We start from the raw sequence: 23,216 nt of genomic DNA on the forward strand, positions 1-23,216 counted from the left end.
TTGTTATCCGGTTTGAAGCCGTATGACCACTCCCTTTTGTGGGCAACTGTCAGGTGAATACCATCTCCATACAATCTATGAAATGCAATATCCGAGGGGCTCTTTCCCCTCGGATATTTATATTCGATATCAGCCATTCCCCCTAATCGATCAGCCCCCGCTGCCTCAGGGCAGTCAGCAACCCATCCACCAGTACCTCTACCGGCTTGCCGGCATTAAGCAGATGAATTTCCGGCTGCTCCGGTGCCTCGTAGGCGGAGTCGATGCCGGTAAAGTTGCGGATCTCCCCGGCACGCGCCTTCTTGTAGAGCCCTTTGGGGTCGCGCTCTTCACAGATGGCGAGCGGCGCATCGACAAAGACTTCGACAAACTCCCCTTCACCCACAAGATTGCGCACCAGGCCCCGCTCGGCACGGAACGGTGAGATAAAGGCGGTGAGCACGATAAGTCCCGCATCCACCATCAGTTTTGCCACTTCGCCGACCCGGCGGATATTCTCCTGACGGGCGGCGTCATCGAAGCCGAGATCACCACAGAGGCCGTGGCGCACGTTGTCCCCATCCAGCAGATAGGTGTGCTTGCCAGAGGCCGCCAGCGCCTGCTCCAAGGCTCCCGCCAGGGTGGACTTGCCCGCCCCGGAGAGGCCGGTGAACCAGATCACCAGCGGCTTCTGTCCCTTCTGCTCGGCCCGGCTCCGTTTGTCCACGGCATGGGCATGCCACACGATATTGCTCATCCAAAACTCCTTGCTTGGCGCTCGCGCCTCAATGCTGAAACGGTCTGGCTCCTTGAGCTCAGCCTCTGGCCACTCGCCACTGACGGGGGCCATGGTCGTCGTGTATTCCTATTCCCTGCAAGGCACCAGGCCCCCAATTGCGCCGCCTTAAAACGGAAACAGCAGGGGCACCATGACGATCACCCCGAGGCTGTAGGCCAGGGAGACCGGCAGGGCTAATTTAAGGTAATCCGGCATCTTGTAGTTGCCCGCGGCATAGACCATCAGGTTGGTCTGGTAGCCGTAGGGCAGGATAAAGCTGGAGCTCGCCCCGAACAGCACCGCCAGAATGAACGGCATGGTGGAGACATCCATGCTGAGCGCCAGCTGGTAACCCATGGGGAAGGCCAGCGCAGCCGCGGCGTTGTTGCTCATCAGCTCGGTCAGCACCAGGGTAAACAGGTAGATGCCGATAAAGGCGATGATGGGGCTGGCGCCGTTGAACTCCCCCATCAGCCAGTCGGCGATGAGCTTGGCCAGCCCGCTTTTTTCCAGTTGATCGGCGATGGCCAGCGCCCCGCCCACCACCAGCCAGATATCCAGCGGAAAGCGGCGGCGGATCTCGTCCAGGGTCAGGATGCGGAAGAACAGCAGCACCACCAGCATCACCAGCAGCCCCTTGAAGAGCGGCACCAGATCGAGCACCGACAGGGTCAGCACCCCAAGGAACCCCGCCACCACGGCGGCGCTACGCGTGGCATCGAGCCGGGTGGAGGCCTCCAGCCCGCTCACCACCACGAACTCGCGGGAGAGGGACTTGTTGCCCGCAAACTTGGGGCCGGGGGCCAGCAGCAAGGTGTCCCCTGCGTGCAATTCAATCTGGCCGAGGCCGCCGGTGAGCTGGGTCTCACCCCGGCGCACCGCCAGCACCACCGCATCGAAGTGGGTGCGAAACTCCGCATCCTTGATGGTCTGCCCCACCAGCCGCGAGCTGTGGCTGACGATCACCTCCACCAGGTGCTGGCCGTTGAGGCGGTGCTGGCCGTAGAGATCCAGCCCCTTGAGCTCCTGCAGCACGCCGACGCTCTCCACGTCACCGCAAAACAGCAGCATGTCCCCCTCATGCAGCTCGTGTTCCGGCTGCACCGGGCAGATCACCTGATTGCCCCGGATGATCTCGGCAAGATAGAGGCTTTTCAGGCTGCGCAGGCCGTTCTCCTTGACGCTGCGCCCGGCCATGGGGGAGCCGGGGCCCACCTTGGCCTCGAGAAAATAGCCGGATTCCCGGCTCATCTCGGTATCCTGCTCCGGCAGGTGGCGGGCAAACAGCAACACGGCGATGAGGCCGGTCAGCAGGGTCCCCGCCCCCACCATGAAGAAGTCGAACATGCCGAGCGGCTTGGCCCCCATCTTGATGAGGAAGCTGTTGACGATCAGGTTGGTGGAGGTGCCGATCAGGGTCAGCACGCCGCCAAAGGTCGCCGCGAAGCACATGGGCAACAGCAGCCGGGAGGGCGCATGGTTGGGGTTGCGTTTGACCGCCCCCAGCATGGACGCCACCACGGCGGTGTTGTTGACGAACGCCGATAGGAAGGCGGTGGAAAACCACACCTTCACCAGCACCTTGTTGAAGGAGCCGGTGCCCACCAGGTTGGCAAACCAGCTCATGACCCGGGTCTTCTCCACCGCGAGCGACACCAGCAGCAGCAACACCAGGGTCAGCAGGGCGCTGTTGGTGTAGCCCGCCACCACGGCGTTGATGTCCGCCAGGCCGCTCAGGTAGGTGATGAGCACGGCGCCTGAGAAGAGCAGCGCCGGCCGGAGTTTGCCCTGGATCAGCAGGGCGACGAGGGCAGCCAGCAGACCCAGCACCAGGGATTGTTGCCAGGTCATGGGCTTACTCCTTGCCGGAATCGTTGCTGATGGTCAGCGCCTGCCAGTGGGGGAAGTGCTTGCGCACCAGGGCGTTGAGTTCCACTTCGAACTCGCTGTATTGCCCTGCCATAACCTTGGTCGCCAGCCCTTCCACTATCATGCCGGCACCGACGGTGACGTTGGTCAGCCGGTCGATCAGGATGAAGCTGCCGGTATCGCGGATCTCCTGGTACGGGTCGAACGCCACCGGGTCGGTCAGGCTGAATTCGCACAGGCTGATCTCGTTGAGCTTGAGCTCGGAGGCCGGCAGCTCGTCGAGCTTGTTGATCTCGATGCGGTGGCGGATGGCCTCCACCTGACCGCGGCTCTTCTTGGTGGCCAGCTTGACGTCATAGACCCGGCCCGGTTGCAGGGACTCCTCCCCCATCCAGACGATGTGAGCCAGCACGTTCTGGGTCACCTGGGGCTTTTTCGCCGCGTCCACCAGCAAGTCGCCGCGGCTGATGTCAATTTCGTCCGCGAAGGTGACCGTGATGGCCTGACCCGGCAGGGCGTACTCCAGATCCCCGTCGAAGGTGACGATGCGAGTCACAGTGCTCTCCTTGCCGGACGGCAGCACCGCCAGCTTGTCGCCCACCCGCAGGATGCCGGAGGCCAGCGTGCCTGCGAAGCCGCGAAAATCGAGGTTGGGGCGGTTCACGTACTGCACCGGCAGGCGCACCGGGTGACGCTCCAGCTCGCGCTCCACTTCCGCAGACTCCAGCAAGGAGAGCAGGGTCTCGCCCTGATACCAGGCCAGCTTGTCGCTTGGGTTCACCACGTTGTCACCGTCCAGCGCCGAGACCGGCACGATATGGATGGTGTCGACGCTGAGCTTCTTGGCAAATTCGCGATACTCCAAGCTGATGCGCTCGAACACCTCCTGGCTGAACTCCACCAGATCCATCTTGTTGACCGCCACCACGAACTGCTTGATGCCGAGCAGGCTCGCGATAAAGCTGTGGCGACGGGTCTGATCCAGCACCCCCTTGCGGGCGTCGATCAATATGATGGCCAGATCGCAGGTGGAGGCGCCGGTGGCCATGTTGCGGGTGTACTGCTCGTGGCCCGGGGTGTCCGAGATGATAAATTTGCGCTTGGCGGTGGAGAAATAGCGGTAGGCCACGTCGATGGTGATGCCCTGCTCGCGCTCCGCCTGCAGACCGTCCACCAGCAGCGCCAGGTCCAGCTTCTCTCCGGTGGTGCCAAGCTTCTGGCTGTCAGACTCCAGCGCTTTGAGCTGATCTTCATAGATCTGCTGGGAGTCGTGCAGCAGGCGGCCGATAAGGGTGCTCTTGCCGTCGTCCACGCTGCCGCAGGTGAGAAAACGCAGCAGGCTCTTGTGCTGCTGGGCGTGCAGGTAGGCTTCAATGCCCTGTTCGCTGATGGCGGTCTGAATGTGGTTGTTCATGTTGCGATTCCTTAGAACATTTTTTTAGAAATAGCCCTGACGCTTCTTCTGCTCCATGGAGCCGGCCTGATCGTGGTCGATGAGCCGCCCTTGCCGCTCGCTCGAGGTGGTGATCAGCATCTCTTCGATGATCTCCGGCAAGGTGGTGGCATTGGATTCGATGGCCCCGGTCAGCGGGTAGCAACCGAGGGTGCGAAAGCGCACCAGCTCCTGCTTCACTTCATCTTCCGGGCCGATGGGCATGCGCTCGTCATCCACCATGATCTTGATGCCATTGCGCTCCACCACAGGGCGATGAGCGGCGAAGTAGAGCGGCACTATGTCGATGTTCTCGAGATAGATGTATTGCCAGATGTCCAGCTCGGTCCAGTTGGAGAGCGGGAAGACCCGGATGCTCTCACCCTTGTTGACCTGGCTGTTGTAGACGCGCCACAGCTCGGGACGCTGGTTCTTCGGATCCCAGCGGTGGGACTTGTCGCGGAAGGAGTAGACCCGCTCCTTGGCACGGGACTTCTCCTCGTCGCGGCGGGCACCACCGAAGGCGGCATCGAAGCCGTATTTGTTGAGCGCCTGCTTGAGCCCCTCTGTCTTCATGATGTCGGTGTGCTTGCCGCTGCCGTGCACGAAGGGGTTGATGCCCATGGCGAGCCCTTCCGGGTTCTTGTGAACGATGAGATCCAGCCCGTACTTTTTGGCGGTCTCGTCGCGAAACTTGATCATCTCCTTGAACTTCCAGTCGGTGTCGACGTGCAGCAAGGGGAAGGGGATCTTGCCCGGATAGAAGGCCTTGCGGGCCAGGTGCAGCATGACGGAGGAGTCCTTGCCGATGGAGTACATCATCACCGGGTTTTCAAATTCGGCAGCCACCTCGCGGATGATGTGGATGCTCTCGGCTTCCAGCTGCTGCAAATGGGTCAATCTTTCACGGTCCATGTCTGGGTCCTCGGTTCATTGCTATCGCGCCTGGTCGGTACGCGGTCTTGGTTCAGGTCGGTGCCGCCATGGCAACACCGTCAAATCGATTGCTGTCTCGGCCTTCAGGCCAGGCTCACCAGCTTGAGCTCGTGGCCGCTGTCGGCCCCCTGCGCCGTCTCGCCAAACCAGGCGAGTTGCTGGCGCAGGGCAACCACCTCGCCGATGACGATAAGGGAGGGGCTCACCGCCTGGGCGGCCAGTTCGGCCAGCTCCGCCAAGGTGCCGGTCAGCACGCGCTGCCGCGCCGTGGTGCCACGCTCTATGATGGCGATGGGGGTGGCGCTGCTGCGGCCATGGTTCACCAGCTGCTGCTGGATATGCTCGGAGCGCATCAGCCCCATGTAGATCACCAGGGTCTGGCTGGTGGCGGCGAGCTGCTGCCAGTCGGGCTCCTTGCCCTCCTTCTGGCAGTGGCCCGTGATAAAGACGGCGCTCTGGGCATGGTCGCGGTGGGTGAGCGGAATGCCGGCATAGGCGGTGGCACCGGCGGCAGCTGTGATGCCGGGCACCACGGAGAAGGGGATGCCCTCCTCTGCCAGCACTTCCAGCTCCTCGCCGCCACGGCCGAACATGAAGGGATCCCCCCCCTTGAGCCGCACCACCCGGTTGCCCGCCCTGGCGTATTCCACCAGCAGGCGGTTGGTCTCTTCCTGGGGCACGCTGTGGGCGCCGGCCTTCTTGCCGACCGACACCAGGGTGGCATCGCGGCGCACCAGGTCCAGGATCTCGGCGGAGACCAGCTGGTCGTAGAGCACCACTTCAGCCTGTTGAATTTGTTGCAGCGCCTTGAGGGTCAGCAGGCCCGGATCGCCGGGTCCCGCCCCTACCAACACCACCTCGCCCACTTCGCTTTTCGCATTGTCGAGCCCCTGGTTCAGCCACTGCTCGGCCCCCTGCCAATCGGCTTTCTCAATCAGGCCGGCCAGGGTGTTGGAGGCAAACGCCCGCTCCCAGAAGCGGCGACGGTCGGAAATGGAGGAGAGCACCCGCTTGGCCCGGTCGCGTACCCGACCGGAGAGCTCGGCCAGGCCGCCGAGGTGGCGCGGCAGCAGGCTCTCCAGCCGCTCGCGCAGCAGACGCACCAGCACAGGCGCCTTGCCGCCGCTGGAGACGGCCACCATGATGGGGCTGCGATCGATGATGGAGGGGAAGATAAAGCTGGAGCGCTTGGGGTCGTCCACCACGTTGACGAACAGACCGAGCTGGTTGGCGCTCTGATAGACCAGGGCGTTCACCTCGAGGTCGTCGGTGGCGGCCACCACCAGGATCTGGCCGGCCAGATGGGCCGGGGTGAAGCGCTCCGCCAGATGGGTGAAGCGACCGGCAAATTCATGGAAGTCGGGTTCCAGCTCGGGGGAGACCAAGGTCAGCCTGGCACCGGCCGCCAGCAGCAGGCGCGCCTTGCGCAGGGCCACTTCGCCCCCTCCCACCAGCAGCACCGGGCGACCGTCCAATTTGGCAAACATCGGCAAATAATCCATTTCGGCCCATCCCTCGGAACACGACTAATATGGGGCGACTATAGGCAGGGCTGCTTATCCCTCAAAATAATAAAAAATGCTTTTTAATGCATTTTAGTAATTAACAAAGCCGTATGATGGCAAAGGCGAAGCAAGGCGCTTGTGGTGCCAGGCGCAAGGCCATAGGCTAGTGAAAGTGTTTCATAAGGAGCTTAATAATGAATGAGTCATTGATTGTGCTGGGGATCTTCGTGTTTCTGGTGCTCGCGACCCTGAGCGCCGGCATCAAGATAGTGCCGCAGGGCTACAACTGGACCGTGGAGCGCTTCGGCCGCTACACCCGCACCCTGGTGCCAGGCCTCAACCTGCTGATCCCTTATGTGGACAGGGTCGGCCACAAGATCATCATGATGGAACAGGTGCTGGACATCCCGGCGCAGGAGGTGATCTCCCGCGACAACGCCAACGTCACCATCGATGCCATCAGCTTCGTGCAGGTGGTGGACGCCCGCAAAGCCGGCTATGAAGTCAACGATCTCACCAGCGCCATCCGCAATCTCACCATGACCAACATGCGGACCGTGCTCGGCGCCATGGAGCTGGACGAGATGCTCTCCCAGCGCGACACCATCAACGAGAAGCTGCTGCGCACCATGGATGCCGCCACCGCCCCCTGGGGCATCAAGGTGACCCGCATCGAGATTAAAGATGTACGTCCGCCGCTGGCACTGGTCGAAGCCATGAACGCCCAGATGAAGGCCGAGCGCCAGAAACGGGCCGAGGTGCTGGAAGCCGAAGGGGTGCGCCAGTCCAAGATCCTGAAAGCGGAAGGGGAGAAGCAGTCCCAGATCCTCAAGGCCGAAGGTGAGCGTCAGGCCGCCTTCCTCGCCGCCGAAGCGCGCGAGCGGGCCGCCGAAGCGGAAGCCAAGGCGACCCACATGGTCTCCAAGGCCATCGCCGAAGGGGACCTGCAGGCCATCAACTACTTCGTGGCCCAGAAATACACCGAGGCACTGGCCCGCATCGGCGAAGGCCCCAACAGCAAGGTGGTGATGATGCCGCTGGAGGCGGGCAGCCTGATCGGCGCCGTCGCCGGCATGGCCGAGCTGTTCAAGGATGGCAAGGGCGGCAAGTCATGACAGCCCTGTTCGAGGGGCTGACCCACTGGCACTGGCTGGGGCTCGGCTTCGCGCTGCTGGCCATCGAGGTGCTGGGCTCGGTGGGCTTTCTGCTCTGGACCGGCATCGCCGCGCTGGAAGTGGGCCTGCTGCTGCTGGTCTGGCCCTTCGGCTGGCAGGCGCAGTTGCTGCTGTTCGGCCTGCAATCCCTGCTCACCACCTGGGCCTGGTGGCGCTGGCAACACCGTCGGGATCGCTCCAGCCGGGATGCCGCCGCCCCCATCAACGAGCGGATGCAGGGATATCTTGGCCGCGAGCTGGTGTTGCTGGATGACGTGACTCAGGGGATGAGCCGGGTACACCTGGACGACACAGCCTGGACGGTGCGCTGCAACCAGCCGCTGAGCGCCGGCAGCAAGGTGCGGGTGACGGGGTACGACTCCCATATCCTGCTGGTGGAGCCGCTGCCCTGACACAGGGGCAAGGCGCCATGACCGCCAACGACAAAGGGCTCCTCGGAGCCCTTTTCGCTGTATTGTAAGCTGTGCTGGCGGGCTAGAAGGCGTCGCTGTCGAGGGCGGCGCGCAGCAGATCCTTCCAGCTGATGATGCCGACCAGGGCGCCGTTTTCCAGCACCGGCAGGCAGGAGACGTTCTTCTCCAGCATCATCTTGACCCCGTCCCGCACCGTAAGCTGGGGGGCGATGGTGATGGGGTGGCGGCTCATGATCTGGTGGGCGCGCCGGTTGAGGGTCTCGGTGTCTCGGCTCATCTCGGCCTCGGAGTCCAGATAGGGGCTGATGGCGCGGAACAGATCCCGGTCCGAAATGACCCCCACCAGCTCCTCCTCTTCCAGCACCAGCAGGTGGCGAAAGTGAGCCTGCTCGAAGATCTCCTTGATGACATTGAGCCTGTCATCCATGGAAACGGTGGCGACCCGGGTCGTCATGATGTCCCTGATAAGCATGCTAACCTCCCCAACCCTGACTGATTGCTCTGTTATGGCATGTTTTTGCCCCCCCAGCCAGTGGTTGCCCCCCGCCTCAAGTGCAAATCTGCGCCGTTTCACGTAAGATCCGCGCCAGTTTTTCTCCTCCATTTGAGCCAAGCAGACCAATCCATGATAGTTGCCAGTCAAATCGAACTGATCCGCGGCGGCCGCAAGCTGCTGGACAACGCATCCGCCACCATTCACCCCGGCCACAAGGTGGGTCTGGTGGGCAAGAACGGCTGTGGCAAGTCCACCTTTTTTGCACTGGTACGGGGCGAGCTGGCCATCGACAGCGGCAGCTTCAGCCTGCCCGCCGGCTGGCAGATTGCCGGGGTGGCGCAGGAGACCCCGGCGCTGGACTGCTCCGCCCTCGACTACGTGATCGACGGCGACAAGGAGTTCCGCGCGCTGGAGGCCGAGCTGGCCCAGGCCGAGCGGGATGACAACGGTCTGCTGGTGGCCGAGCTGCACGGCAAGCTCGACACCATAGGTGCCTACAGCATCCGCGCTCGCGCCGCCGAGCTGTTGCACGGCCTCGGCTTTGGCGACGAGCAGCTCGGCTCGCCGGTGCGCAGCTTCTCTGGTGGCTGGCGCATGCGCCTCAACCTCGCCCAGGCGCTGCTCTGCCGCTCCGATCTGCTGCTGCTCGATGAACCGACCAACCACCTGGATCTCGACGCCGTCATCTGGCTGGAGAAGTGGCTCAAGGGCTATCAGGGCACGCTGGTGCTCATCTCTCACGACCGCGACTTCCTCGACTCTGTGGTGACTCGCATCATTCATATCGAGAACGGCAAGCTCAACGAATACACTGGCGGCTACTCCGACTTCGAACTGCAGCGCGCCGAGCACCTGGCCCAGCAGCAGTCCATGTACGAGAAGCAGCAGCGGGAGATGGCCCACATGCAATCCTATGTGGACCGCTTCCGCTACAAGGCCTCCAAGGCCCGTCAGGCCCAGAGCCGGCTGAAGGCCATGGAGCGGATGGAGAAGATCCTGCCCGCCCACGCCGACTCCGAGTTCAGCTTCGAGTTTCGCGAGCCGTCGGCCCTGCCGACCCCGCTGATTGCCATGGAGAACCTCAGCGCCGGTTACGGCGACAAGGTGATCCTGGAGAAGATCAAGCTCAACCTGGTACCGGGCTCGCGCATCGGCCTGCTCGGTCGCAACGGCGCCGGCAAATCCACCTTCATCAAGATGCTGGCCGGCTCCAACCCGCCGCTCTCCGGCAAGCTGGAAGTGAGCGCCGGGGTGAGCATCGGCTACTTCGCCCAGCATCAGCTGGAGACTCTGCGCCTGGATGACTCACCCCTCGATCATCTGGTACGCCTCGCGCCGGACAAAACCGAGCAGGAGCTGCGCAACTATCTGGGCAGCTTTGGCTTTCACGGCGACAAGGCGCTCGACAAGGTGGCCCCCTTCTCCGGTGGCGAGAAGGCGCGGCTGGTACTTGCCCTCATCACCTGGCAAAAGCCCAACCTGCTGCTGCTGGATGAACCGACCAACCACCTGGATCTGGAGATGCGCCACGCCCTGACCATGGCGCTGCAAGGGTTCGAAGGCGCCATGGTGGTGGTCTCTCACGACCGTCACCTGCTGCGTACCACCACGGATGACTTCTATCTGGTGCACGGTGGCCGGGTCGAGGCCTTCGACGGCGATCTGGACGACTACCACAAGTGGCTCGGCGAGCAGGAGAAAGAGGCCAACGCCAAACAGGAGGACGGCGTCGTCTCCGCCAACTCGGCGGTGGCGCGCAAGGATCAGAAGCGGCGTGAGGCGGAGTTCCGGCAACAGACTCGACCGCTGCGCCAGAAGCTGGAGAAGCTCGAAACCAGCATGGAGAAGCTGCAGGCCAAGCTGGCCGCGGTGGAAGAGCAGCTGGCCGACCCCGCCATCTATGAAGAGAGCGCCAAGCAGAAGCTCTCCGAACTGCTCAAGTCCCAGGGCCCCATCAAGGAGGAGCTGGAAGGGGTGGAGCTGGAGTGGATGAGCCTCTCTGAGGAGCTGGAAACCATGGAGCAGGCCTTCCTTGCGTGACGAACAGCTGATGACGAGCGAGCGGATCGACGCCCACGAACTGCCGGGCCCGCTCGATTTCTGGCACTGGAGCGGCGAAACCTACGGTGCGCGCAGCCAGGATTGGCTCAGCGTGCAGGCGCTGGGGGGCAACGTCAACCTGGCCCTGTTGCTGCACCGGCTGGATCAGAGCAGCATCCCGGTGGATCTCACCGACCTGCAACCGGCGCTGGTGCAGACCGAGGCGGTGCTCGGCCCCTGGCGCACCCTGCGTTCGAGCGCCAAGGCGCGGCTCGGCGAGCAGGAGTATCAGGCCATGCTGGCCCACGAGCTGGAGCTGGAGCGGCTGCAACAGGGAGTCCTGCTGCAGACCCTGCGCAGCCTCACCCTGTTTCGCGGCAACAGCCGCAACCTGTTGAACTATCTATCGTTACTGGGGGCCCAGCAGGGCCCCCTCAGAGACCTAATATGCTGAGTTATCGCCACGCCTTTCACGCCGGCAACCACGCCGACGTGCTGAAACACGCCGTCCAGGCCCTGATCATCGAGTCCCTCAAGAAGAAGGAGAAACCCTTCATCGTGCTGGATACCCATGCCGGCGGCGGTCTCTACGACCTGCGCGGCGACTGGTCCCAGAAGAAGGCGGAATATGCCGATGGCATTGGCCGACTGTGGGATGAGCGAGCCCAGTGGTCTGCCATGGCCCCCTATCTGGACGTCATCGCCGATATGAATGTCGATGGTCAACTGCACTACTACCCCGGCTCGCCGGAGCTCTCCCGTCGCCTCGCCCGCGAGCAGGACAAGCTGGCACTGATGGAGCTGCACAACAACGAGGTGGAGGACCTGCGCGCCAACATGGGTTACGACCCCCGCGTCGCCGTGCACCATCGTGATGGCTTCGAGGGGCTGGTGGCCCTGCTGCCGCCCACTCCGCGCCGCGGCCTGGTGCTGATCGACCCCCCCTATGAGCTCAAAGAAGACTACTTCGCAGTGGTCGATACCCTGAAAAAGGCGCAAAAACGCTGGGCCACCGGCATCTACGCCCTCTGGTATCCCATCCTCGGCCAGGAGGCGGACAAATCCCGCGACATGCTGCGCGCCATCAAGCGGGAGAACTTCGGTAACGTCCTGGTGGCCGAGCTGGAAGTGGCCGGCCAGACCGCCGACTGGGGTATGAATGGCTCAGGCATGCTGATCATCAGCCCTCCCTGGATGCTGGACGAGCAGATTGAAGCCTTCTTGAAACCCCTGTGCGCCAAACTGGCCCAGGGCGCCGGCGCCCAGTACAAGGTGGAGTGGCTGAACAAGGCCGAGGCCTGATCGTTCATCCGTCACAAAAACGACAAAGCCCCGCGAGGGGCTTTTCTATTACTGCGGCAGTTGTGGCTAAAGGGACTGCAATTGCCGGGTGCCAACCTCTGCGGGGAGATCCCGCCAGAGCGCCAGAATAAGCAGCGCCAGCAGGGCGAAAGGCGGGGCCAGGCTGAGCAGCATGCACAGCACTGTGATCAGCGCCGGATGCTTGCTCTTGCGGCGGGCCAGTCGCCAGGCCACGACGCCGACGATGATCATCAACAACAGGATGAACTGCCCCATCAGGGTGGCGTTGATATTCATATGCATGAAAGCTCCTTTTTCATGGCAAAGGCTCACTCTAGCGCCGCAGTGGCCCCAGACAACTCCCAATCTGGTGAGGGTGCTCTCACTTGATAGGTCGTCCCTATCCAACCATTAGATGAGAATAGTTTTCATTTAATGCAATTTCGAGGGATACTCTGCTCATCACCAGAGGGAGCCGCCATCATGAAAAAGACCATCAGCTTTGCCGTTTTGCACTTCACCGTGGCCTTCACCGTGGCTTACCTGCTGACCGGTGAACTGCTCACCGCCAGCCTGATCGCCCTGATCGAACCCGCCGTCAACACGGTCGCCTTCTACTTTCACGACCTTGGCTGGCACAAGCTCAAGCCCCACCACAGCCTGCAGGCCAAGACCAGCAGCTTCGCCCTGGTGCACTTCTCGGTGGCCTTCGGCGTCGCCTACCTGCTGAGTGGCGAGCTGCTCACCGGCGGCGTGATGGCGATGATCGAGCCTGCCATCAACACGGTCGTGTTCTTCTTCCACGAACGGCTGTGGCGCGCCCGCCAGCAGCTGGTGCTGGCCTGAACCCTGGCTCCGGGCTTTACGCGCCAACTCATGCCGCCAGCGCCAAAAAAGCGCTCGGCGGCATGAGTGCTTTTGTGTTTTAGTGAAGCGATATCTCTCTTTTCAGGAACCGCTTCGATGACCCCGCTCAAGACTCTGCTGCTTGCCCCCCTGGCACTCTTTCCCCTGCTGGCCAGTGCCGCAACCCCCTCGTTCGATTGTCACAAGGCCTCCGGGGCGGTCGAGACGCTTATCTGCAAGGATGCGAAACTGACGGCGCTGGACAATGAACTGGCCGACCTCTATCACAAGGCGATCGCCCAACTCTCCCCCGAGCAGCGCAAGACGGAGCAGGCGACGCAGCGTGGCTGGATCAAGGGGCGCAACGAGTGCTGGAAGGGGCAGGATCTGCGCCAGTGCGTCGAGGATAACTACAAGCTGCGGATCGCCGAGCTGCAAGTCACCGGTGGCCAGCTGATGGTCACGGCTCCCGTCTTCTACCGCTGCGGCGACCAGCTCATGCTGGAGACCTATTTCTATCAGGATGCCAAGGTGCCGGTGGCCGTACTCAACCTGAGTGAAGGCAATCGCCCGCCTCTGCAGACCATCGCCTATCAGGAACCCAGCGCCAGCGGCGCCCGTTATGAAGGGCAGAACATCAGCCTGTTTACCAAGGGGGACGAGGCCAGGCTGGAGCGTTTCGGCCAGCCGGCGCTCGCCTGCAGGGTGAGCACGGCGCAAGGCAAATAACTCGCTCTGGGGGCCGGCCACCGTTTCGCCCTGACGGTGCCGGCCCTGTTATGTGCTAGATGGCGATATCCAGCGCCTTGCCTTCCCGCACCACCCGCACCTTGAGCGAACCCGCCTTGCTCTGGTTCAGCAGATCCCGCACCCTGTCTATCTGTAGCGAGTGATAGGGCACGCCGTTGATCTGCTCGATGACGTCGCCATTTTTCAGACCAAACGGCGCCAGATCCCGCTCGTCGTTGTAGTAGACCTGCAGATGCTGACCATCGAAGCGCACCGCAATCTGGCGCAGGTTTGGCTGCACCTGCTGCGCCAGCGTCTCTGCGTCATAGCAGAACATCATGCGCCCCGGGATGATGGCAAAGCGCTTGAAGCGACTCACAAAGTCCATGCCGAGGGCATACTTGTCGTTGTCATTCTCCGACACCCGCAGCTGACCGAGGGGGCGGCCGTCAAAGTGCAGGCCGGTGATGACATGATCGCCCAGGTCCTGCATGCCGCTCGCATCGACCCCCTTCATTGGCGTCGAACCATCCTTCAACAGCGCCTGCTGCGCGGCCATATGACCGATAAAGCTGCGATCGACATAGCTCTGATCGGCCCCGGTATCGAGGAGCATTCGCAGGCTGCCATCGCCCTGGGTCAGGTAGAGCGCCGGTGAACGGTTGTAGCTGTCGTCATAACCGATGCAGCGCTCGAAGCCGGCCGCCGAGGGGGCCGACGCCCAGGCGCTGATCTGGTGCTGCTCCTGATCAAACACCCAGTTGAAGCGACGGATGACCTCTATCCCGAGCACCCCGTCGATGCGCGTGCCAAGGGATTGGGAGATAAGCGAAAAATCCATGGTGCCCCACAGATCACTGTCATCGATCGTGACCGAGCCAACCGACAAGGGCACCGGCTGTACAAACCCGAAATGTTCACTCTCAATCTGACTCGAGACGCTGACCATATTGGCAAAATCGGCCTGGTAGGCACGGGGCAACTGACTCAGGGAGAGTGCCTTGAAGCGGCTGGCAATGCGGCGATCGAGCACAGTGATGCTGGCGCCGGTATCGAGCAGAAACTGGTACTGCTCACCGGCGATGGTGACAGGCACTATGGGGCTACGCTCGTAAGAGACGGCCAGCACGGGCTGGGACTTGCTTGCTGCATGGGCGGTATCCGGGGTACTGCAACCCTGGGTGCCAAACAGGGTCAAGATGGCGAGCGCCACTGCTTTTCGCTGCAATGTCATAAGACTCCTTTGCGATAGACAATGTGTCTGCGCCACCCCAGCTACAGCATCAAACACAAACTATCCTGTTGATTTATATGTAAATAAACCAGATTTTACGGGGCAGTCGACAATAACAAAGTGTTTTATGCCGACTCAAGCTGATTATGACCCCTCACCATCCAGGGATCCGGCAAGATCATCCCCCGAGTCCCCACCCCGCTACCGCTCAACTCATCCTATTGATTAATTTATTGATCTCGCTCAGGAAACCATCATCCCACTCTTCCCTCCCCGGCTTCGCTCGCTAACATAGCCGTTTGGCAACTGCCTCTCGGAGCCACCTATGAGCCTGGCCAACCCAACAGCGCAGGTTAAAAACAGCAGACTGGAGGCTGTCATTCAGGGGCGGTTGCCTTACCTGATGGAATTGATAAGCGATTAATGCCCACAACATGTTACTCAAAATGTAATTCCCCCAATTTCATTGCCGAACAATGATGGCAACGATGGGTGTCCATGTTAATTACCAACTTTGCCCTATAGAAATCTGCTAGCCGCTAGCTAGGTACCGCTCATGAGCCAGAACAAGTTATACATCCCTCTAAACGCCGGCGAATCCGCCGTCTTGCCCGATGCCAACACCCTGCTGCCACGCGCTGTGTACAAAAAACTGGCGACGATGATTAAAGAGGCTGTCAACAAGGCAGAAGCCGCCAAAGGCCAATCGCTCAATGAGCTGCGCGAACACAACGCCATCTCGATAGATGGCTCGCGCGGCACTGGTAAAACTGCGATATTGGTCAACCTGAAACGCTATCTGAATCAAGATGAGCACAAATCTATCCTAAGCAAAGTGCACATCCTCGACCCAGTAGACCCAACCCTGCTGGAAAATAGCGAATCGCTGTTTCTGCACATCATTGTCGCCGCGGTGCTACACGACAAAGAGGTTAAAGAAGCGCAAAGAAAAGAGCCCAGCAAAGCCCGTAGCCTGAACCAGACGCTGGAGAAACTGGCGCAGTCATTGGAATCGGTCGAGACCCAGCAACAGCGTCACGGCATGGACAAGGTACGCGCCATGTACAGCAACAAGCAGTTGGCCGACTGCGTGCAGGATTTCTTCCGTGACGTGCTGGATTTGCTGGAGAAAAAACTGCTGATCCTGCCCATTGATGACGTCGATACCTCGCTTAATCGCGCCTTTGAAAACCTCGAAATCGTGCGCCGCTATCTGGCCACGCCCCATGTGTTGCCCATCGTCTGTGGCGATCTGCCACTTTACGATGAAGTAACGTGGCGCGATTTCCATGGCCGCCTGACTAAGGATTCCAGCTACTGTAGAAAAGAAGCCTATAAAAAATCCGTAGAGTTGGCGGCAGAGTATCAGCGCAAGATCCTGCCATTCCCGCGCCGTTTGACCATGCCGGAAGTCAACAGCTATTGGCAGCAGAGCAATATCTACTTGCGCGATGATAAACAAGCCGACGTAATGCCGCTGCGCAACTTTATTGCTTGGCTGGAGATTTTTTTAGCCGGGCCGGTGAATGGTCTGGAAGGTAGCCAGCTGTCGCTGCCGATACCGTCCATTCGCGCGTTAACACAGCTCGTGAAACATTGCAGTGACTTACTTCCTAAATTACCACCATCGATTCGTTCTGCGAACAGCGAACTTGATGTTCGCAAAAACTGGCAAATGCCGCCTCAAGAAGATGCTACGGCATTATTTAACAGAAATGACATGGTGCAGCGGCTAGCGGGTTATTTTTGCTATGAGCCTAAGGCCGGCGCCGTTTATCTGCTACTGCTTGCCAAACAGCATTGGACAATAGCGGCGACCTCTGACTCATCCAACCAACGCGGCAGCATTTTCGATACCCCTTTATTCCAGCCGCTAACACAGGCTAACTATGAGCGTTTCGAGAAGACGAATGACCTTTCTTCATGGGCGATATCTTTGGCTAAGCGCTTGCCGGAAGAGTGGCTGGCCGGCATCAAATCACAAAAAACTATCCTACCCTATCCGGTGGCAGAAGTCGGGGTAAATTCAGGCAAGAAGTGGGATTACGCCAAGGAAATTCAAAAGCTTACGTTAGCGAATCTGGATGAAGAGAAGAAAAACAAGTCAATTTTTTTAATTGACCTGCTGGCGCAGCATAACTTCTACACCAATGCCAAGCAGACCATGCTGCTCAATATTGGCCGAGTATTTGAGTTGCTAATTGCCAGCCTTGTCGGCCCATTATCGGTTGAGGATATTCATGCGATATTAGGTAGAGCCCCTTTCTTTTCTACTGCAGCGATGGCACCGACAAAAACAATCACTTTTAACGAAAAAGAAAGTAAGTCGACAAGTGGTGCTGATGAAGGTTCGGAAGAGCCTCAAAGCGAAGAGTACGATTTAAAATTAATAGTAGAAAAACTTCATCAAGAGATAGAAACGTGGCGACATACCTGTCATGTTAATCAAGTCGAACTGGCGCCGTGGTTGGTTTACAAGGTGTTCAATAAGGTTTATAGCCAGGTGGCAAGTGATGAGTTCGTGCCAAATGGTATGAAGGATATCGGAACGGCACTGAATATGGTGGCTCATGTTTTCTATGCGACCTGGTTTGCATTTGGTAGCTTTGAAAAGGGGGAGCTTTTTACTTTGCCGAATGTGGTGGCGACAACCAATGTTAATCCGGAAAATCTAAAAAATTACGAACAACACGATCAATTCAAAACGAACGTCTTGCCATTCACCCCGACACTAAATCAAATTGCGAAAAAAGATGGTGAATATCAAAAGAAAGCTGCTTTTGGACAGAACGCCAGAGTGGTGAGCTATGTATTGACAGAGCACCCGCTGAAAAAGTGGATTGATGAAGTCATCAAGTTTGATTGGCCAAAGGATGAGCCAATTTCAAAACCCAAGAGTCAGAAGAAAGATGCAAGAGTAACTTCGGATAAGTGGTTAGCTGAACGATTAAATATTACAACAGCGCAAGCAATAGATGCCTCCGAGGTGGGGAAGGCTCTTGGCACGAAAGATCTGACAGAATGCAAAAAATTATGGGATGAAATGTCGAGCAGATTTACACGAATATCTCGGGCAAAAACTGCATTGCAAACAGCACTCAAGAATAACTTCCCTGGGCAATTCTGATGCTCAAGCGCACCCTAACTGAACACGCCGCCGAGTGTTTTTTTGGCGATCAACGGTTGGCCGGATGGCTGTGGGACACATTACTCACGCCCTCGGATGCTCTGGAGTCCGACCGCTGGCATCGATTACAGGACGATTTCTACCATTTGCTGGTAGAGGGGGTGGAGGCGCGTTATCCGCGCGAGCACCGGCTGACCGATGTGCGACAGCTGATGGGGCGGATGCTCGATGGTCATTTGCTGCTGACCCCCGCCCTTCCTTGGCTGAACGAGCTGCAACAGCGGCTATTGCAGCGCAATGGCGATTTGCTCTGCTACCGCGAGGGGGAAATTCAGGCTTATGTGCGGTTGGCGGCAGGGATTGACCCGACGCTACTAGCAGGTTGGCACTTGGCGCAGTGGCTGAATGAGATGCCGCCGCCACAGGCGCACGATATTCGTCGCGTTGTCTCGGCCCAAACCGCCTTTTTCGCCCCAACGGGCAACCCCTCACTGCCGTTTGCCGAGGGCCATGTCCATTTCTGGGGCGTTACCGCCGATAGCGCGATTCTCGATGACTATTTGCTGGCGCGGAGCGAGTTGACACCTAGCGGCGAGGCGAGTCTGTGGCAGCGCGAACAGCACGACAGCCTGCAACCCCTGTTGCAACGTGCGCGGCAACTGCTGGTGTTGTTGCTGGAACCCGATGAGCAGGCTAAGCAGCCCCAAAATATTAAGGACAAGCCGCCGTGTCGTCAGCAAGGTTGGCCGCAACATCTGGCACGGCTCAATCTTGCTATGCACACGCCCATCTGCAAGCCGGACTGGGATTTGCTGGCCGCCAATCTGTCTGCGACCAATCTTGGTAGTGCGGATTGGTTGCTGGGGGAGTTCGCAATGGCGATGGGCCGTGGTGAGGCCAATCGCTGGCTGTGGCTGTATGTCTATCTTTGCCGTCGCTACGACGAGCAGCACACCCACCCGCTGCAACGTGCCGCCATTTTGTGTTTTTGGCAGACCGTCAATCAGCTACGCCGCAGCCTGATCATGGATGGCCAAGGGTTGACCCGCTTTGCCGAGCGCTATTTTGGTTCAGCTTTGGAGCGCAAACCGAAGCGACATGACAATATGCGCCGTCTCTGGTCTGGTGCTTGTGATGTGGCTGAGATCAAGTCAAAACCTGCTGCGTTTTCGACATCATTTACACGACCTTTTGCCAAGGCTATGGCAAAGAATGCGGGGCTAAGTCAACCCAAGCCAACGTATATCTTTGGCGAGCATGAAATCCGGCCGGATGGCAAAACACAGGCATATCTGCAAAATCTGGAACGCTGGCAATTCTGTGGTCATTTCTCGCGCTCGCAACCCCACAAACAAAACCAACCCCCTAAGCCGGGAAGCAAGCAACTGTGGCAAGAGGCAGAGACGCTGATGCACAGTCTACAAAGTGCTTCTGGCTGGAACGTGCCCGAGTTTTTGGGCGGTAAGCTGAACCCCAATTTCCATTTCCAGCCAGCCAGATGGTTTCGTGGGCTGGATGTGGCAGGGGATGAGAACGGGCTGAAGATCGAGTGGTTTGCGCCGGTGCTGCGCTGGCTGCGTAGTGGTTTTAAACCACGGCCCGATGGCGAGCGAGCCAGCACAGGCTTTCACCTGAGTATTCATGCTGGCGAGGATTACGCCCATCCGGCATCGGGCATGCGCCATATCGACGAGACGGTGCGTTTTTGTGAGATGCGCGAAGGCGACCGGCTGGGACATGCACTGGCGCTCGGCATAGTGCCGAAACAGTGGGCTGCCCGGCAGGGCGAAATGATGCTGCCGCTCGATGAGCATCTGGATAATCTGGTCTGGCTGTGGCATCACGCCAGTGTACTGAGTGGCGTACTGCCGCTGGCGCAGCAGGTGCAGCCCCTGCTTGAGCGGCGCATTGCCCGTTTCTGGAGTTGGTCGCATTGGTGGAAAGTGCCGGATTTGATGGCCGATGATGGCTGTAGCTGCGACGGCAACGAGTCTGTAGATCCGCAGTCCCATTTCGAGCATGCCCCTTTGCGTGATGCCACTCCGAACGATCTCTATCAGGCGTGGTATTTGCGGCGTAATTGCCATTTCCGTCTGAAGTCTTTGAGTGGTGCCTGGCCGGTCGATTCGCGCGAGCTGTCCGCCTTGCCAGATCATCAAGAATTGAGCGAGCAACGCTCGTTGGCCAGCCAGCTGTATCAGGCTCGGCATACATGGCTGGCTAAGGTGACAGAAGCACCGCTGGTGATTGTGCGCATGGGTGACGAAGCGGCGGCCCATGACGGGTTTGTGCCCAAGAGTAGTACCAGAATTGGTCACAAGGCTGATGATAACATTCTGGAAGATGTGGACACGCCGGCCGAGCTGGAGTTTATGCACGCGCTGCAGGACTGGCTGCTGACCGAATACGACAAGCTGGGGCTGATCATCGAGGCCAACCCGACCTCCAATGTCTATATCGCCCGATTACAATCACACGCCGAACACCCGATTTTCCGTTGGTATCCGCCGGACGAATCGGCGCTGGAGCAAGGGGCTGCGGCCAACCTGTACGGCCTGCGCCGAGGCCCGGTGCGCGTGCTGGTGAATACCGACGACCCCGGCATCATGCCGACCACGCTGCGCACAGAGTTCTTGCTGCTGCGCGAGGCAGCACTTGAGCTGAAGATTGGCCGCACTGTGGCCGAACGCTGGCTGGAGACTTTACGCCATTACGGGCTCGAGCAGTTTCATCGCAATCATTTACCGGTGTTTGAACCGGTTTGAGGGGAATTTAATGACAGAAATAAATCCACCAAAGCAAATTACCAATTTTGATGAATTAACTCAGATGTATAGCTTTCATGCCATAGCTTTAAAAAACAAGGGGCGGGAAAGCTACTGGTTACGTTATCTTTTTCGTCGGCTTCCACTGTTTTCCGGGTTTGGTCTGATTTTCTTTTGTGTTTGCCTAGCGCTAGAGATGAATAATATGTTTAGTGGAAAGATTGACGATTTTTTTCATAGCTTGATACTGTTTGACAAGGGGTTTCGTGACCATATTTTGATTGGCAGCGTTGTGTTATTGCTGTTGCGAAGTTTTTTACCTTGGACGTTGTTTGTCGACAAATATGGTAAAGAAGCCGGAGCTGAAATCAACAACGAAAGCAATACTAAAAATAAAACTTTTCGAAAAATGTGGACTGAATACTGGGAGAAGCCAATTACATTATTGCTTGTATTGAGCGCGCTGATTTCCGGATTTTCTTGGATTATTTCCCACCCCCATGCTTTATTGTTAGGTTTGATTATTTTTTCCGTCGTAACGTTTGGATCTTTGCTAGCAGATCGCATGCTCGGTTTTACGCGTCGTAATGAGCGTTATCAGTTATTTGCTAATCGAGCGGAAGGTCTGATTGTCGAAAGTCGCTCTTGGGGGAAAATAGACGACAAGTCTGGTGACATGAACAATTTTAATGAAAAACATCTGCTTGAGTGTGCAGCTTTTTTTGAAGAATTAAGATTGGATAAACATAATGCGGCCATGCGAGATTCATTCTATTTATTACGTCTTAAAGAAAAATTGCTGGGGCGAGTAATTTAAAGGTACGCAGGGACATCCAGCATGCATGTATTAAAGCCCCGCATCGCGGGGCTTTTTTTTATCGGCAGTATCCAACTCAGTTGACGGTTGCCGGCTGACCCAGCGCATCCGGCGGGGTCTGGAACTCGCGCTCGGCGTCGTCGAAGCGCTCCAGCATGGCCTTGGAGGGAGCCTTGTCCAGCAGGCTGAACACCAGGATGGCGAGTCCGGAGAAGAGGAAGCCCGGGATGATTTCATAGAGTCCCAGCCAGCCGAACTGCTTCCAGACGATGACGGTCAGGGCGCCCACCAGCATGCCCGCCAGGGCGCCGTTGCGGGTCATCCGCGACCAGAGCACGGAGAGCAGCACCACGGGACCGAAGGCGGCGCCAAAGCCGGCCCAGGCGTAGCTCACCAGCCCCAGCACCCGGTTTTCCGGGTTCATGGCGACGGCGATGGCGATGAGCGCGATCACCAGCACCATGGCACGACCGACCCACACCAGCTCTTGCTGGGAGGCGTTCTTGCGCAGGAACGGCTTGTAGAGATCCTCGGTGATGGCGCTGGAGCAGACCAGCAGCTGGCAACTGAGGGTACTCATCACCGCAGCCAGGATCGCGGAGAGCAGCACGCCGGCGATCCAGGGGTTGAACAGGATCTTGGAGAGCTCGATAAAGACCCGCTCAGGGTTGGCCGTCACGCCGCCAGCCTGCTCGGTGAAGGTGGAGAAGTAAGAGAGGCCGAAGAAGCCGATGGCCACGGCGCCGCCCAGGCACAGCACCATCCAGGTCATGCTGATGCGACGGGCATTGGTCATGGAGTGGTGGGAGTCCGCCGCCATGAAGCGCGCCAGGATGTGGGGCTGGCCGAAGTAGCCCAGGCCCCAGGCCATCAGCGAGATGATGGCGATGAAGTCCAGGTTCTTGAACATGTCGAGGTTGCCGGCGTTCTGCGCCGCCACCTGCACCATGGCGGTGTCGATGCCGCCCACCGCGATGATGACGAACATCGGGGTGAGGATCAGGGCGAAGATCATCAGGGTGGCCTGCACGGTATCGGTCCAGCTCACCGCGAGGAAGCCGCCGAAGAAGGTGTAGGTGATGGTGGCCGCGGCACCGACCCAGAGGGCGGTGTCATAGCTCATGCCGAAGGTGCTCTCGAACAGGCGGGCGCCGGCCACCACGCCGGAGGCGCAGTAGATGGTGAAGAACAGCAGGATCACCAGGGCGGAGAGGATGCGCAGTACCCGGCTCTTGTCCTCGAAGCGGTAGGTGAAGTAGTCCGGCAGGGTCAGGGCGTTGCGGTTCTTCTCGGTATGTACCCGCAGCCGGCCGGCGACCCAGCGCCAGTTGAGATAGGCACCCAGGGTGAGGCCGATGGCGATCCAGCTCTCGGAGATGCCGCCGATAAAGACGGCGCCCGGCAGGCCCATCAGGAGCCAGCCGCTCATGTCGGAGGCGCCGGCGGAGAGGGCGGTCACCCAGCTCCCCATCCGGCGGCCGCCGAGGATGTAGTCGTCAAAGTTGCGGGTGGCGCGATAGGCGATAAAGCCGATCAGGACCATCCCGAGGATGTACACCAGAAAGGTGATAAGCATGGGTGTGCTGGCTGTCATTCAAAACTCCGTTATGTGACGTGTGTGCCCGTTCTGACGACGGACTCTTCCTTAAAAAAACCGCCCTAGCTTAATCAGCAGATCCCATGACCTCAACCTTTTTTAACAAACAGAAAACACAATATAAACGTTTCATATTTAACCAACAGACCAGCTTTGCCCCGTTCCACCAGATTTTA

At 59.1% G+C, this 23,216-nt stretch carries 19 protein-coding genes; 10 read left to right on the plus strand and 9 right to left on the minus strand.

Annotation, left to right across the window (positions count from 1 at the left end; all coding sequences use genetic code 11):
- Positions 1–142: 142 nt before the first annotated feature.
- From cysC to cysG, 5 genes are all read right to left on the minus strand, one after another.
- A complete protein-coding gene (cysC, locus tag G5134_RS19125; protein WP_421232133.1) occupies positions 143–736 on the minus strand; it encodes an adenylyl-sulfate kinase in 594 nt (197 codons plus the stop codon).
- 147 nt (positions 737–883) lie between these two features.
- Positions 884–2,608, minus strand: coding sequence for an SLC13 family permease (locus G5134_RS19130; RefSeq protein ID WP_421232134.1), 1,725 nt, complete (start codon positions 2,606–2,608; stop codon positions 884–886).
- A gap of 4 nt (positions 2,609–2,612) precedes the next feature.
- Positions 2,613–4,040, minus strand: a complete 1,428-nt coding sequence (cysN, locus tag G5134_RS19135; RefSeq protein WP_421232135.1) for a sulfate adenylyltransferase subunit CysN — start codon at positions 4,038–4,040, stop codon at positions 2,613–2,615.
- Between the two features lie 24 nt (positions 4,041–4,064).
- Complete coding sequence (gene cysD / locus G5134_RS19140; protein ID WP_054543456.1) at positions 4,065–4,973, minus strand: sulfate adenylyltransferase subunit CysD; 909 nt, start codon at positions 4,971–4,973, stop codon at positions 4,065–4,067.
- A 104-nt stretch (positions 4,974–5,077) separates the two neighbouring features.
- Complete coding sequence (cysG, locus tag G5134_RS19145; protein WP_421232136.1) at positions 5,078–6,496, minus strand: siroheme synthase CysG; 1,419 nt, start codon at positions 6,494–6,496, stop codon at positions 5,078–5,080.
- 197 nt (positions 6,497–6,693) lie between these two features.
- Here cysG and G5134_RS19150 point away from each other — a divergent pair, with 197 nt between their 5' ends.
- Positions 6,694–7,614 (plus strand): SPFH domain-containing protein, encoded by a 921-nt coding sequence (locus G5134_RS19150; RefSeq protein WP_011707311.1) that lies wholly within the window; start codon positions 6,694–6,696, stop codon positions 7,612–7,614.
- On the plus strand, positions 7,611–8,066 hold the full coding sequence (locus tag G5134_RS19155) for an NfeD family protein (RefSeq protein ID WP_029304862.1): 456 nt from the start codon (positions 7,611–7,613) through the stop codon (positions 8,064–8,066). The genes G5134_RS19150 and G5134_RS19155 overlap by 4 nt, the downstream gene beginning before the upstream one ends.
- 82 nt (positions 8,067–8,148) lie before the next feature.
- On the opposite strand, the gene G5134_RS19160 is transcribed toward G5134_RS19155, so the two are convergent.
- A complete protein-coding gene (locus G5134_RS19160) occupies positions 8,149–8,559 on the minus strand; it encodes a CBS domain-containing protein (RefSeq protein WP_011707313.1) in 411 nt (136 codons plus the stop codon).
- A gap of 153 nt (positions 8,560–8,712) precedes the next feature.
- Between G5134_RS19160 and G5134_RS19165 the strand changes: the two genes are divergently transcribed.
- The 3 genes from G5134_RS19165 to G5134_RS19175 are packed head-to-tail and all read left to right on the plus strand — an operon-like array spanning position 8,713 to position 11,925.
- Positions 8,713–10,623, plus strand: a complete 1,911-nt coding sequence (locus G5134_RS19165; protein ID WP_421232137.1) for an ABC transporter ATP-binding protein — start codon at positions 8,713–8,715, stop codon at positions 10,621–10,623.
- Positions 10,616–11,077, plus strand: coding sequence for a DUF2390 domain-containing protein (locus tag G5134_RS19170; protein WP_017785885.1), 462 nt, complete (start codon positions 10,616–10,618; stop codon positions 11,075–11,077). Before G5134_RS19165 ends, G5134_RS19170 begins: the two co-directional genes overlap by 8 nt.
- Positions 11,071–11,925 (plus strand): 23S rRNA (adenine(2030)-N(6))-methyltransferase RlmJ, encoded by an 855-nt coding sequence (locus G5134_RS19175; protein ID WP_017780500.1) that lies wholly within the window; start codon positions 11,071–11,073, stop codon positions 11,923–11,925. The genes G5134_RS19170 and G5134_RS19175 overlap by 7 nt, the downstream gene beginning before the upstream one ends.
- Positions 11,926–11,991: 66 nt before the next feature.
- On the opposite strand, the gene G5134_RS19180 is transcribed toward G5134_RS19175, so the two are convergent.
- Entirely contained in the window at positions 11,992–12,222 is a 231-nt protein-coding gene (locus G5134_RS19180; protein WP_421232142.1) for a hypothetical protein, read from the minus strand.
- 186 nt (positions 12,223–12,408) lie between these two features.
- Between G5134_RS19180 and G5134_RS19185 the strand changes: the two genes are divergently transcribed.
- A complete protein-coding gene (locus G5134_RS19185) occupies positions 12,409–12,771 on the plus strand; it encodes a DUF2061 domain-containing protein (protein WP_323884863.1) in 363 nt (120 codons plus the stop codon).
- A 117-nt stretch (positions 12,772–12,888) separates the two neighbouring features.
- Positions 12,889–13,500, plus strand: coding sequence for an MliC family protein (locus tag G5134_RS19190; protein ID WP_065017842.1), 612 nt, complete (start codon positions 12,889–12,891; stop codon positions 13,498–13,500).
- Between the two features lie 55 nt (positions 13,501–13,555).
- On the opposite strand, the gene G5134_RS19195 is transcribed toward G5134_RS19190, so the two are convergent.
- Entirely contained in the window at positions 13,556–14,734 is a 1,179-nt protein-coding gene (locus G5134_RS19195; RefSeq protein WP_065017841.1) for an aspartyl protease family protein, read from the minus strand.
- A 556-nt stretch (positions 14,735–15,290) separates the two neighbouring features.
- Here G5134_RS19195 and rdrA point away from each other — a divergent pair.
- From rdrA to rdrD, 3 genes are read left to right on the plus strand one after another with little or no spacing between them, the layout of a single operon-like run.
- A complete protein-coding gene (gene rdrA / locus G5134_RS19200; protein ID WP_421232138.1) occupies positions 15,291–17,861 on the plus strand; it encodes an antiviral RADAR system adenosine triphosphatase RdrA in 2,571 nt (856 codons plus the stop codon).
- The gene (gene rdrB, locus G5134_RS19205; protein ID WP_065018813.1) at positions 17,861–20,626 is read left to right on the plus strand and encodes an antiviral RADAR system adenosine deaminase RdrB; all 2,766 of its coding nucleotides are present in this window, start codon (positions 17,861–17,863) and stop codon (positions 20,624–20,626) included. The genes rdrA and rdrB overlap by 1 nt, the downstream gene beginning before the upstream one ends.
- Before the next feature lie 10 nt (positions 20,627–20,636).
- Complete coding sequence (rdrD, locus tag G5134_RS19210) at positions 20,637–21,443, plus strand: antiviral RADAR system accessory protein RdrD (RefSeq protein ID WP_156560001.1); 807 nt, start codon at positions 20,637–20,639, stop codon at positions 21,441–21,443.
- 76 nt (positions 21,444–21,519) lie between these two features.
- Here rdrD and putP read toward each other — a convergent pair whose 3' ends face one another.
- Positions 21,520–23,037: a sodium/proline symporter PutP gene (gene putP / locus G5134_RS19215; protein WP_065018812.1), complete on the minus strand. Its 1,518-nt coding sequence runs from the start codon at positions 23,035–23,037 to the stop codon at positions 21,520–21,522.
- Between the last annotated feature and the right edge of the window lie 179 nt (positions 23,038–23,216).

Origin of the sequence: Aeromonas sp. 600276 (assembly GCF_049175815.1) — a bacterium.
Lineage (GTDB): Bacteria > Pseudomonadota > Gammaproteobacteria > Enterobacterales > Aeromonadaceae > Aeromonas > Aeromonas dhakensis.